At 65.5% G+C, this 13,370-nt stretch carries 8 protein-coding genes; 2 read left to right on the forward strand and 6 right to left on the reverse strand.

Annotation, left to right across the window (positions count from 1 at the left end):
* The first annotated feature begins 17 nt into the window (after positions 1-17).
* Positions 18-1,547 carry a mannitol dehydrogenase family protein gene (locus KPB06_RS29540; RefSeq protein WP_060009300.1) on the forward strand — a complete coding sequence of 510 codons (1,530 nt, stop codon included), beginning with the start codon at positions 18-20 and terminating at the stop codon, positions 1,545-1,547.
* Here the strand turns inward: KPB06_RS29540 and KPB06_RS29545 are convergent.
* Together KPB06_RS29545 and KPB06_RS29550 are read right to left on the reverse strand one after the other, a co-directional pair.
* The gene (locus KPB06_RS29545) at positions 1,536-3,488 is read right to left on the reverse strand and encodes an FUSC family protein (protein ID WP_081075295.1); all 1,953 of its coding nucleotides are present in this window, start codon (positions 3,486-3,488) and stop codon (positions 1,536-1,538) included. The genes KPB06_RS29540 and KPB06_RS29545 overlap by 12 nt on opposite strands.
* A gap of 100 nt (positions 3,489-3,588) precedes the next feature.
* Positions 3,589-4,686 carry a branched-chain amino acid aminotransferase gene (locus KPB06_RS29550; RefSeq protein ID WP_059584937.1) on the reverse strand — a complete coding sequence of 366 codons (1,098 nt, stop codon included), beginning with the start codon at positions 4,684-4,686 and terminating at the stop codon, positions 3,589-3,591.
* A 183-nt stretch (positions 4,687-4,869) separates the two neighbouring features.
* On the opposite strand from KPB06_RS29550, the gene KPB06_RS29555 reads away from it, so the two are divergent.
* Positions 4,870-5,328, forward strand: a complete 459-nt coding sequence (locus tag KPB06_RS29555) for an Lrp/AsnC family transcriptional regulator (protein ID WP_059585124.1) — start codon at positions 4,870-4,872, stop codon at positions 5,326-5,328.
* Positions 5,329-5,533: 205 nt separating this feature from the next.
* Here the strand turns inward: KPB06_RS29555 and KPB06_RS29560 are convergent, their stop codons facing one another.
* The 4 genes from KPB06_RS29560 to KPB06_RS29575 form a co-directional block, all read right to left on the reverse strand.
* A complete protein-coding gene (locus KPB06_RS29560; protein ID WP_059584936.1) occupies positions 5,534-6,682 on the reverse strand; it encodes a porin in 1,149 nt (382 codons plus the stop codon).
* A 439-nt stretch (positions 6,683-7,121) separates the two neighbouring features.
* On the reverse strand, positions 7,122-9,494 hold the full coding sequence (locus KPB06_RS29565) for a dockerin (protein WP_415867989.1): 2,373 nt from the start codon (positions 9,492-9,494) through the stop codon (positions 7,122-7,124).
* On the reverse strand, positions 9,472-11,769 hold the full coding sequence (locus tag KPB06_RS29570; RefSeq protein WP_059584934.1) for a LamG-like jellyroll fold domain-containing protein: 2,298 nt from the start codon (positions 11,767-11,769) through the stop codon (positions 9,472-9,474). Before KPB06_RS29570 ends, KPB06_RS29565 begins: the two co-directional genes overlap by 23 nt.
* A 372-nt stretch (positions 11,770-12,141) precedes the next feature.
* Positions 12,142-13,332, reverse strand: coding sequence for a M20 aminoacylase family protein (locus KPB06_RS29575; RefSeq protein ID WP_059584933.1), 1,191 nt, complete (start codon positions 13,330-13,332; stop codon positions 12,142-12,144).
* Positions 13,333-13,370: the final 38 nt, after the last annotated feature.

Genomic DNA, 13,370 nt, shown 5'->3' on the forward strand with positions numbered 1-13,370 from the left:
AGAAACACCTCGCGATCATGAACGACAACGCATCCCCTCCGGCGCGCGAAGACGGCCCGCTCCATCCGCTCTCCAACGCAACCCTCGGACGCGCGGCGCCGCACGTCGCCGTTCCTGCGTACGACCGTCGTCGCCTGACCGCAGGCATCGCGCATATCGGCGTCGGCAATTTCCATCGCGCCCATCAGGCGCGCTACATCGACCATGTGCTGCATCTGCCCGGTCACGCAAACTGGGCAATATGCGGAATCGGCCTCGGTAACGGCCCGGCCTCGGTCGCAAAGGCCGACGCGCTTCGCGCGCAGGATGGCCTCTATACGCTGACGGAATTCTCGAGCGACGGCGCGGCAGCCGTGCGCGTCATCGGTGCGATGATCGAGTATCTGCACGCACCGGCCGATCCGGAAGCCGTACTGACCCGGCTTGCCGATCCGGCGATCCGGATCGTATCGCTGACCATCACGGAAGGCGGTTACAACCTCGACGAGACGACCGGCGCATTTCGGTTCGATACGCCCGACGTCGCGCACGATCTTCTGGGAGGACCACCGCGTACCGCGTTCGGGTTCATCGTCGAAGCGCTCAGACGGCGCCGGGCCGCCAACGTGCTGCCGTTCACCGTGATGTCCTGCGACAATCTGCGCGGCAACGGCGATACCGCGCGACGCGCGGTGCTCGATTTCGCGCGGGCGGTCGACGTCGATCTCGCTGCCTGGATCGAGCGTTACGTCGCGTTCCCGAACAGCATGGTCGACCGGATCGCGCCGCAGGTGACGGACGCGGTCCGCCTGCACGTCAACCGGTTGTCAGGCATCGACGACACGGCGCCCGTCGTTGCCGAAGCATTCTCGCAATGGGTGGTCGAGGACAGTTTCAGCGCCGGACGCCCGGCCTTCGACGCGGCGGGCGTCGAATTGCGCGACGACGTCCATGCGTACGAAGCCATGAAGGGGCGCATGCTGAACGCTTCCCACATGTTGCTCGCTTACCCGGCGATTCTGCTGGGACATCGCTTCGTCCACGACGCCATGGCCGATCGCGATCTCGCCGCGCTGCTCGACACCTTCCTTGCCCGGGACGTCGCCCCGATCCTCACGCTGCCGCACGGCGTGTCCGCGGCCGCCTATGCGGGAAATACGCTCGCGCGCTTTCGCAACGCCGCACTGGGCGACCAGTTGCTGCGCGTCGCGCACGACGGCGCGTCGAAGATCCCGGTATTTCATGAAAAGACCATCGGGGCACTGCTCGCGCGCAACGGCGACATGCGCCGTGAAGCCCTGCTGCTGGCCTGCTTCCAGCATTACCTGCAGGGTGTCGACGATCTCGGCAACGCGTTCGTCGTCAGTGAACCGCAATTCGATGCAGCGGATCTCGAGCGCGTGCGAAGCGGCGACCCGCTCGCGATCCTCGACTCAAAGCCGTTCGCCGCACTCGGGCTCGATACCAACGCGGGATTCGTCGGGCTATTCCGCACGATGCAGACAGCCGTGGCAACACGCAGGACGCGCGATGCGATCCGGCTGGCGCTCGATTCTTCAGACGCCTGAACAACGTATCGCTTCCCGAACATCGGTGGCGCGAACGCTGCTGTCGGACCCATGCGGCCGTGCCTCTCCGGTATTTCGTCCGAACAGCGCATCCTCGAATGCCCGGTTGAGTTCGCTCAACTTCGCGTCGAGCCGAGCCAGTTCCCGATGGGCCGGTAACGGAGGATCACCGGCTATCGCGCGCGTTGCGTGCCCGACGTTCGCATCTGCGTCGCGTCGCACCGGGCTGCTGCGATCCAGATCGCTCATCAACGCATCGATTCGCGTGGCGAGGGCGGCGCGCGCACGCCGCTCGACGGCGGCCACCGCGCCACCGGCTTCAACAGGCAGAAGCGTCGCCACGATTCGGCCATGAAGCCAGCAGACCAGCAGCGTGTCCGCCAACCGTCGGGCATCGCCGGATACACGGAGCATGCGCCACGCGGCCAGCGGCCTGATCGCCATGCGCACGTCGTGAAAACGGCGATCGGCCGCGCGCGTGTGCGCGGCCCCCGGCCGCGTGCCGTCGTCGTGTTCGTGCACGAGTTCGCGCAGCGCCGCCAACAGGCCGTGCGAGCGCGTCGCGATGTGGCGCGACGCCGCCAGCGGCATCACCAGCATCGCCGCCGCGAGCGAAACCGCGCAGCCGATCAACACCTCCCCGATCCGCAGTTCCGCCAGCGCGCCGATCTCGAACCCGAGTTGCGCATAGACGAGGCCGATCAGCACCGTGAGAAAGAAAACGCCGCGCCCATAGGCGTGCAGGATGTGGTACGCCCAGGCGAACACGCACACGCCCATGACGACCGCCACGAGCGCATTCGCATGATGAACGGCGCCGACGACGAGTACGCTCGCGAGCGCGCCGGCGAGCGTGCCGGCGACGCGTTGCGCGCCGCGATAGATCGTGTCCGCGCACGAATACGTGCCAAAGAACACGACGAACGTGCTGAGCACCGCCCACATCCATCGCTCCGACGACAGCGTCTCGCCGATCAGCATGGCGGCACACGCAGCTGCCGCGGCGCGGAACGCCGGCAACCATGCAAGCGTGCGCCAGCCGGCGCTCCACCGCACCGCACGCGCGGGCCGCGGCATCGCGGGCGCAGGTGCGGCGGCCATGCGCGCCGCCACTGCGTCGGCGACGCAATCGAAGCGGACGATCGCGCCGCGTAGCGCCGCGGCGGCGGCATCGGTCCGATCGTGGTTCAGCACGCGTCGGGCCGACGCGATCTCCAATGCGACGAGCGCGGTGTGCAATGCATGCGCGTCGTGTTCATCGAGTGTCGATGCATGATGCTCGAGCGCGATGGCGGCTTCGTTCAGCGCCAGAAGATGTGCGATCGCATTCAGTGAGCCGGCGTGCGACACGTCGCTGCGTGCGATGCACGCCGCCTGCAGCGATACCGAGCGCGCGATGCGCCGGGGCGTGGGCGCCGCGTGCACCGGCAACAGCATCCGGCACACGAGCACGACGCTTGCGGGGCCCGCGATCGACATTGCCAGCATGCGGCTCGCCTGTAACGCGGTCGGATGCAGATAAAGGCCGAGGTAGTACATCGCGATCGCGAGAAACGCACACCCGATCGCGCGCGGCCCGCGGGTCTGGCACAGCATCGAACAGAACAGCACGGTCACGAAACCCGCCTTGCCGACGGCGGGCCACGCGCTCACGACGGCGGCCGCGGCGAAACTCGTGCATGCGACGCCGTACTGCCACGCAAGCGATTCATACCAGTCCAGCCGATGAGCATCGCGCAGAAAGAGCGGCGCGATCATCGCGAAAAGTATGCCCACGGCGCCGGTGGTGATCGCCAAACCGAGGTGCAGCGCCGACGCAATGCCGAGCGCGCCGGCAAGCATGCTCGCCAGTGCGGCGCGCGCCCCGCCCAGCAGCCGATGAAGACCGGGGTCGACGATAAGCAGGCGGTCAATGGCCCGCGACAACGAAACAACCGACATGATCGAAGCATTCCAGGAGGCAGCGCGGCGACTTCCGGCCGGGATACCGGCCGAGCTTTCATGGCGGCCATCGCGGGTCGCGCGGGCCGCCTTGCCGAATTCAAAACACGCGGTCCACCCAGCCGTGGCGATCGGCTTCGCGCCCGTTCTGGATATCGAGCAGCGCCGCCTTCAGGCGCGATGTGACCGGTCCCGCGCCCCCTTCGCCGATCGTGAAGTCGTACGCGCGGCCCTTCACCCGGCCGATCGCCGTCACGACCGCCGCCGTGCCGCACGCGAACGCCTCGACCAGCCGACCGCTGCGCGCATCCGCCTGCCACTGCTCGATCGTGTAGCCTTCCTCCCGCACCGTGTAATTCAGTTCCCGGGCCAGCGTGATCAACGACGCGCGCGTGATGCCCGGCAGAATCGTCCCGTTCAGCGGCGGCGTCTGGATCGACCCGTCGTCGAACACGAAGAACACGTTCATCCCGCCCAGCTCCTCGATCCAGCGGCGTTCGACCGCATCGAGAAACACCACCTGCTCGCAGCCTTCGCGAATCGCCTCCGCCTGTGCGGCCAGGCTCGCCGCGTAGTTGCCGCCGCATTTCGCGTCGCCCGTTCCGCCCGGCGCCGCCCGCGTGTAGTGCTCGGACACCCACAGCGTCACGCCCGACGCGCCGCTCTTGAAGTACGCGCCGACCGGCGTCGCGATCACGCAGTACAGATACTCAGGCGACGGCTTCACGCCGAGCACCGCCTCCGTCGCGATCATGAACGGACGCAAATACAGCGCCGCGCCGTCGAACGCCGGAATCCAGTCGCGATCGGCCCGGACCAGCGCACGCACCGATTCGACGAACATCGCCTCCGGCAACCGTGTCATCGACAGCCGCTCGGCCGAATGGCGAAAGCGCCGTGCATTCGCATCGGGACGGAACAGCGCCGCGCCGCCGTCCGGTAGCCGATAGGCTTTCAAGCCCTCGAAGATTTCCTGCGCGTAGTGCAGCACGAGCGTCGCCGGATCGAATCGGAACGGTTCGCGCGGCCCGATTTTCGCTTGATGCCACCCTTGTTCCGCCGAATACCGGATCGTCACCATGTGATCCGTGAAGACCCGGCCGAAACCGGGATTGGCGAGCAGCGCGGCGCGCTCCGCCGCCGCGACAGGGTGAGGATTTTGTTCGAATTCGAAATGCTGGACGGAATCGGTGCTCATCGTTTGCCCCTTGATCGGCAGCGGGACCGTCCCGGCTGCTACGGGCAAAAATTTATCGCAGAAAAAATAATTTCAGGTTGCGTGTTCGACTTAAGATGGGCGCGATTTGGCAATTCCGTGCCTCAAGAAGCGAACATTCGGGCACCGCGTGCCTCAACCCAATCTGTCGGATCAATGGCGATGATCGAGCTGGACGAAATGGACCGCCGCATTCTGCGCGTGCTCCAGGAAGATGGGCGAATCCAGAACGTGGAACTGGCGCAGAAAGTGGGCTTGTCGCCGTCGCCGTGCCTGCGTCGCGTCAGGCAGCTGGAGCAGGCCGGCGTCATCGAGCGCTACGCGGCGCTGCTCGACGCATCGAAGATCGGCGCGGGGTTGACCGTCTTCGTCCGCATCTGGCTGACGAGCCAGGACGCGAACACCGTCGACCGTTTCACGGAGGCGGTTCAACGTCTTCCGCAGGTTCTCGAGTGCCACCTGATGGCGGGCGATTGCGATTGCCTGCTGCGCGTCGTGACGGCCGACATCGACGCCTATCGGAAACTCCAGATCGACCACTTGACCCGGATCGACGGCGTGCAGAGCGTGAAGACCGAGATTCCGATGCAGAGGATCAAGCAGACTTCCGTGCTTCCGCTTTGATCGCGCATGCGGTGCAGCGCTCCGCGGATCGCGGGGTGTCGCCGACGACGGCGGGTCGGTCACCCGCCGCAGCGCGATCGATCGGTTCCTGTCGAACCGGAACGCGTGTCGGCGACCGAGCGGCATGTATCGAATCATCACGCGCGACCGGATGAATGCGCGTATCGTTCGCGAAGCCGCGCAGGTTACGCGAACGGCATGGGCGTCAGAAATGATGCAGCAGCGCGATACGCGCGACATATTGATTCGGGCCCGACGAAATGTCGGCCGCGCCCGGAATGTACGCGTAGTCGAAGTCGGTTCCCGTGTGTGCGTTCATCGCATGCTGATAGACGCCCTCCACGAATACCGACGTGCGTTTCGACAAGTCGTAATTCAACTTCGTGCTCAGTTGATGCCACTTCGGATTGAACGCGCCGACCGTCGACGCGACGCGGGCCTGGGTGTACGTGTATGCCGCGCCGACGTAAAACGCGGTCGTGAAATGATAGAGGCCGTTCACCTCGAAGTTGTCGAACTTCCACGATTTCCACGCACCGCCCGCCGGCTGCGTCGTACCGGTGAAATATGCGTTCGAAGTCGGGTCGTAGACGTCGACGTGCGAATACGTGAATCCCACCAGCGCCTTCGAGAACGCGTAATTCACGCCGATGCCGATGTTCTGCTGCGACGATGCGTCGAACGTGTTGTCGCCGGTGATCGCCCCGGTCGAATCGGCATTGCGTGCGTGATCGATCTTCAGATACGACGCGCCGACCGTCAGCCCGCCCTGCTGGTATTGCAGCGCGGCGCCATACAGGCGGTTGTTCGCGAAGCCGCCCGCCTGATTGCTGAATCCATACATCGCCTCCGCGGTCACGCCGTGCCACACCGGCGACACGTACTTGACCGCGTTATTCACGCGGAACGAGTAGTCGGTGTTGTCGTTGTCGTACGGATGCGAGAACAGGTAGCCGGTCCAGTTGCCGTTCGCGGTGAGCGGCGAGAAGAGGTCGACGCTCGGATCGTACTGGCGACCGAACGTCAGCGTGCCGTATCGATCCGACGCGATGCCGACGAAGGCCTGGCGGCCGAATTCCCGACCGCCCTGGTTCATTTTCCCGGTGTTGACGTCGAAACCGTTCTCGAGCGTGAAAATCGCCTGGTAGCCTGCGCCAAGGTCTTCCGTACCCTTGATACCCCAGCGGCTGCCGTAGTCATAGCCGCTTTGCAGTTGCACGGTTCCGTGGCCGCGTGCGTTGCTCGTGTAGTTGATACCGTCCTCGATCTTGCCGTACAGGGTCACGCTGCTCTGCGCATGCGCGGCTGCAGCAAGCAACGCGGCGGGCGCGATGATCCCCCAACGCTTGTTCATGATGATTTTCCCCCCCAGGGTTTTTGGTTTGCCGGTCGTAACGCTTGCGCGCTGCGTATGTGCCGCGTCGACACGCCTCGGCGATGCGACGGGCGCAGTGTAATGAGCCGATTTTCCGCTGTTAGCCCTTCGCCGCGGGAAGGTGCTCTTCAAAATGGGGGGTATGTGTCAGCGCGGAAAACGGCTAGCCGGCCGTTGAAATCGGCCCGCGGCCGCTCGGCGCACCCCGGATCGGGAAGGCAACGAATCGCGGACACGTTTCGATGAAAAACGTGAGCCCGGATCACGTCGCTTTCCGGATGACCCGAAAGACGACGAGCGGTACCAGAAAGAACGGCATCCGGTCTGCCCGCCGCGACAGCAAGAGAGAATCCGGAAAGGCCGGCCGATCTCCGTCCGGTTGCAAACCGCAACCGGACGATCGACAGGCCGATCAACCTCAATTGCTGAAGATCAGACCGCGAGCGGCGCCATTGACGTAAATCCGGCCGTATGTGTTCCAGTCGCCGGCCATCACGCCGGAGTCGCCGAACTGGTGCGCGTCATCGTTGAAGCGCGCCCACGTCGCGCCACCGTCGTCGGAATGGTAAATGCCCCAGACGCCGTTCAACGTGCCTTCCACATAGACCGCGGCCGAGTACGGCGAACCGGTCGGCGCCTTGCCCAACGCGATCACGGTGGCGCCCGGCGTGTCGTTGGTCGACGCAAAGGCGCCGAGCTTCGTCCACGTCGCCCCCGAGTCCATCGAGTGGTACACGGCCGTGCCGTCGGCCAGCCAGAGATCGCCCTCCGCGTTCGGATTGACCGCCATCGACGTATCCCGCCACGCATTCCAGGCCAGGTTCGCGTTCACGGAGCCCTGGCTCAGCGCGAACGTGTGGCCGCCGTCGTTCGACACGTAGATCTTGCCGCGCTGCCAGCTCCACGGTGCGCCGCCGGAGTCGTAGGCATAGACCTTGTTCGGGTTCTTGCGGTCCGCGGCCAGGCGGTAGGCACGCGGGAAGCCGTTCCAGGTGGCACTGAACGCCGGCAGGTTGGTCGCCGTCCAGCTGGCGCCATTGTTTGTCGTGAACGACGGGACCGAGTCTGGCGGCGCCCAGGTCACGTTGTTGCGGGACGGGACGACCAGGTTGCCCACGTGGCTCTGGCTTGCCGCGGCGCCGTTGGGCAGCGACGCGAACGTCGCCCAGCTATTGCCGCCGTCGCCCGACCAGAAGCCCCTGGTCGCATGGCCGTTGGCGTTGTCGACGCCCGCGGCGGCGATGTACGTCGGATCGGACCACGACATATCGGCCGAATTGCCGTTGCTCCACGTGTTCAACGGGCCTTTCGTCGGCCTCGTCGAGAGATCTGTATTGACCCACGTGCCGATGTCGCCGGCGCTGTTGATGAAGTTGTACGACGCACCGGGCGGCGCCGTGACGAGGGCCAGCGTCACGGTTTCCTCGAGGTTGTCGACCTTGGGGCGCCAGGTTGGCGTGGGCGACGAGGCGTTCATGGTTTCACAGATGCCGCCGCCGTGGACGTGCATGATGTGATCGCGATTGGCGGGGTCGATGGTGACGCCTTCCACCCAGCCGGCGCAGCCATCCGAGGCAATGCCGGTATGCGGCATGCCGGCCTCGATTTCGCGCCACGTGCTGCCGCCGTCATCGGATAGCTGGATGGTCTTGCTGGTGTCGCTCCAGCCGGTCATGCCCAGTGCGATGCGGGCGGACGGGCCCAGACCGGAAACGGACAGGCCGCCAAAGCCGTTGCCGGTGGAGCGGTTGAGCAGCGTCCAGTTGCCGTTGTTGCTGCCGCCGAACCTGTAGAGATAGCTCGGTCCGCCGATGCCCTGGCCGACGCCCGCGTTGAACACCACGTAAAAGTTGCCGTCGGAAGTGCGCACGACGTGCGGGATGTAGTAGCCGGACACCGTCGGCGGGACGGGCACCGGCGTCCACGAGAAGCCGCCGTTGGTGGACTTGTACAGGGTCGACGTCAGGCCCGCCGCGTTCGCGTAGTCGGGGGCGACGGTGGCCCACATGATCCAGGTCGGCTGGCCGCTGCCCTTGCCCGACGTATCGAAGATCACCTGTTCGACGCCGATCGGGGAACCGCCGCCGCTGATCGTGGCGGAGGACAGGCCCGAGACCTGCGCCCAGGTACGGCCCGAATCGGCACTCTTCCACAGGCCGGCCGTGCGCGATCCGTAGAACAGCGTCGACGGATGGTTCGGATCGACCTGCAGGCGCTCGCCGGTGGCCCGGCCGTTGTCGTTGCCGCCTACCGGGAACGGCACGTCGTAGTGCGTCCAGGTGTTGCCACGATCGCTCGAGATGTAGATGCGGCCGTTGTGACCCTGCGTCACGGTAATGCCGGTCATCATGTAGACGAGCTGGTCGTCGTTCGGATCGAGCGCGAGACTTTCGACGCCGTGGAAATCGCCCTCGCCTGCGCCGAAACCGATGCCGTCGGTGATGGGCGTCCACGTCGAGTTGGTCGCGTTCCAGCGGTACGCGCCGCCGACGTCGGTGCGTGCGTACAGCAGGCTCGCGTTGGCTGGATGGTAGATCAGACCGGTGACATAGCCGCCGCCGCCCCACTTGACGCTGGTCCAGCTGGCCGCCGGCAGGTTGCTGCCGCCGCCATTTGCGCCGGTCTGGCTGCGATTGGCGGCAAAATTGGTCACGCCTGTCGTGCTATCGGCCCCGCCCCCGCAGCCCCATAGCGTACACGCCATCGCCGCGGCGGCAATCCATCGTTGTGAAAACACGGTCATCGGAGAAATCCTTGAAGGAAGATGATCAATTCGCCATGAGCGATGCAATCTGCGCAGCGCTGAGCGCACCGCGATAGAGGCGGAAATCGTCGATCAAACCGTTGAACGTGGCGTCGGCACCGTATTGCGATTTGCCCAGCCAGTTCTGCGTGGTGCGGCCAAGACGGAACGGCGCCTGGAACATCGCCGTGTTGGTGCTGACGGGCGTGCCGTCCACGTACATCGTGCCGGTCGAACCCGATAGCGTGACGGCCACGTGCACCCATCGCTTGCTCGGCAGCGCGGTGGGGGCGTCGATGATCTGTTCCGGAGGGCCGTCGCCGGGGCCGTTGGCCGTCATGGCGAAGCGCATGCCGGCCCAGCCGGTGCGCGACTGCCCGCGCGGCGTGAACATCATGTAGCGGTGAAAACCGGTGCCGAAGTCGAACAGGCGTGCCCACGTTTGCGAACCGTTCCAGAACACCCAGCTCGCGATGGTGAAGTCCGACACATCGGCCAGCAGATCGTCGGGCAACGCCACATACGCGCCCGAGCCGTTGAGCGAGACCGCGTTGCCGCTGCGCCCCACGGCCCACGTTGCGCCGTTCAGCGTGCCATTGCGCCCGTTGCCCGAGCTGTCGGCGGCCGTGACGCCGCCGCCTTCATCGAATGCGAGGTGCGCGAGCAGTTGCTGCGCCGTGATCACTTTCACTTCGTTGGAGAGCGCCGATTCGCCCGCAATCGTTTGCGCCGTCACGACATAAAAATACGTGCCGGCGCCGGCGGGCATATCCGTATAGGTCAGCAGGTCGGTGATGCCGCTCTGGATGGTGCTGTACGGTCCGCCGGCCATGGTGGCGCGCTTGACGGTGTAGCTGACGGCGTTGCTGCTGCCCCACCACGACAGCACTACCTTGCCCGCGCTGGCATAGCCGGTCAGGCCGGTCGGCGTTGGGGCCGGGGCGCCGGGATCGAGCGTGCAGGTGAGCGTGCCGTAGCCGAGCTGGTCGAAGCCGCCACTGTTGGGGCCGTAGTTGCCGCCGCCGCCTTCCGGCGCCACCAGCTCGGCGGCGCGCCTGGTGTAAGGCGCCGCCAGACCTTTGCGGTTGATGTAATGGTTGGCCACCAGCGCCCAGCAGGGCCGCCCGAGGGCGCCGCCTTGCCCGCCGGTGGAGAACTGCGTCTGGATGACGCCGGCGCTGTTCTGGTACGTGACGAAAGGCACCGTGTAGAACGTGCCGTCCGCCTGCTTCAGGTTAGCCTTGGCCACGTATTCCGCGCCCGCCAGAAAGCGATTGTTGTCATAGCCGTACAGGTCGATGCCCTGGTTCCACGCCATCTCGCAAATGGCGCCCGTCAATGCAATGCCGAGCGTGCTGTGGCCCTGGTCCCGGCCGGCTTCCTGCCATTGCCCGAGGTTGCCGGGGTGCAGGTAGTACACGGCTTGCCGGATACAGCCATTACTGCCACCGGACTTGAAATGGGTGACGGCCTCGTCGACGAGTTCGGCATCGTCGCACAGCACGCCGATGGCCAGGACACACGCGATGTTGGCCAGGCCCCAGTTGGCCCAGTAGTGCGTGTCCATCGCGGTGTCGATACGGGTCAGGAAAGCATGGCTGACCGGGTAGAAGACATTGCGCATCATGGCCTGAAACGCGGCGAGTCCGGCCGGACTCCAGCCGCTGTAGCCGCGCATGATTTCGGCTGCGTTGGCGAACTCGTAGCCGTAGATGCCGGCGGCGAGCGCCACGTCGCTGCCGCCAAGCGTCGTCAGCGTCGACGCCCATTGGTCCAGATACTCCACGGCCTTGTCGGCATAGCGTGTGTCGTTCGACACCTTCCAGCGCAGCGCGTCGCCATAGGCGGCGGCGATGTCGTTGTAGAGGGCGCCGTAGTTCTGACCATGCGTCGGATCATTGCCGCGATAGATGCCGACCTGCGGGTTCGGCTTGTTCGTCAGGCGCGTGTGACCGTTGGCGACGAGCACGTTCCAGCTATCGATCCACGGGGAAGCCTGCGCGGCGACTTTAGCGCGCATGCGTTCGAAATCAGCGTCGGTATGCAGCAAGCCAGGATGCTTGAAGGTGCGGGTGTGGGCAGCGCCTGCCGACGTCGCCCCTGCATCGCTACCGTCAGAAGCCGGAGCAACTCCGGACGCCTGGCCGCTGCTGGTTGCCGATGTACGCTCGCCGTCTGTAACCGCGCTACCTCCGTCGCCGCCGCATCCGGCCACAAGCATTGCACCGAACCCCATCACGAAATGGCGTCGTGCAATATTCTCGATGCCGCCGAGTGGAACGATTTCCTCGGACAGCAGCGTCGCTGCTCCCTTGTCTCGCATGTCTGGATCCTCTGTTTTTTTGCTATGGTCGAAGCGACAAAATGTACTAACCATTCCGTATTTATCGGAACGGGTAGCATTCTATCCAGTGCGACCGGGATCCAATCAAGCGAAAAAAAACAAATTCATCAATGACACGGACGTGTCACATCGGTGATGCAGGGATCGAGGGATGCGCGAAGTGGTTGGGCAGAACCAAGCAAAGGTCGTCACCGTTTGCGGAGTAAAAATGTCACTTCATCGGTCGACACCGACGCTGAATCGGTAAACTCTCCCGGAATCGTGTCTTTTCGTTGGACGAAATAAAATCGTCAGCGACCGCGGTGTCGCGAAGAGCGGTGTCATCTCCGCTGCCGTGCCTGCATCACCGCCCTACCGCCCCAGAACCCGCTCCACCAACTTCACGAAGTAACTCGCCCCCACCGGCAGCAACGCATCGTTGAAGTCGTAACTGGCGTTATGCAGCAGGCACGGCCCGCCGCCGTGCCCATGCACGCGATGATCGCCCGCCCCATTCCCAAGGAATGCATAACAACCCGGCTTCTCGCGCAGCATGAACGAGAAATCCTCCGCCGCCATGGTCGGATCGACGGCTGCGTTCACATGCGCGTCGCCCACCAGCTCGCGCATCACCGCCACCGCCACCGCCGTCTGTTCGGCGTCGTTCACGGTGGCCGGATACTGGCGCTGGAAATCCACCTCGCTCTCGCAATCGAAGGCAGCGGCCGTCGCGGCCACCACGGCGCGCATGCGCGTCTCGATCAGGTCGAGCGTCGCATCGGAGAAGGTCCGCACCGTGCCGCCGAGCCAGGCATCGGTCGGCACCACGTTCATCGCCTCGCCCGCATGCACCTGCGTGACCGACAGCACCGCGCCGTCGATCGGATTGCGGTTGCGCGTGACGATTCCCTGCAGGGCGCTCAGTACCTGCCCCGCCGCGAACACCGGATCGCGGCCCAGGTGCGGCATGGCCGCATGGCAGCCGGCACCGCGCAAGTCGATCCGGAACAGGCTGGTCGATGCCATCAGCGGCCCCGGCCGCACCGCGAAATCGCCGGCCGCGATGCCGGGCCAGTTGTGCAGCCCGAACACGGCATCCACGGGGAAACGCTCGAACAGGCCGTCCTCGATCATCGCGCGCGCGCCGCCGCCCGCTTCCTCGGCCGGCTGAAAGAACAGCTGCACGGTGCCGTCGAACTCGCCATGCCGCGCCAGATGGCGCGCGGCCCCCAGCAGCATGGCGGTATGCCCGTCGTGGCCGCAGGCATGCATCGCGCCGGGCACCGTCGACCGATGCGCGAAGGTGTTGGCCTCCTGCACGGGCAGCGCATCCATGTCGGCGCGCAGGCCGATCGCACGCGCACTGTCGCCGCGCTTCAAGGTGCCGACCACGCCGGTGCGGCCGACGCCGCGCGTGACGGAATAGCCCCATTGCTCGAGCCGCCCGGCAACGAGTTCGGCGGTGCGGAACACGTCGTAGCCCACCTCGGGATGGGCATGGATATCGCGGCGTAGCGCCGTCAGTTCGTCGGCGTGCGCGACGATGGAATCGATCAGTTTCATGCGGATGGGAGCGCTTTTGTCAGGTCGTCGCGGCGCGG

Origin of the sequence: Burkholderia semiarida (assembly GCF_029268935.1) — a bacterium.
Taxonomy (GTDB): domain Bacteria; phylum Pseudomonadota; class Gammaproteobacteria; order Burkholderiales; family Burkholderiaceae; genus Burkholderia; species Burkholderia semiarida.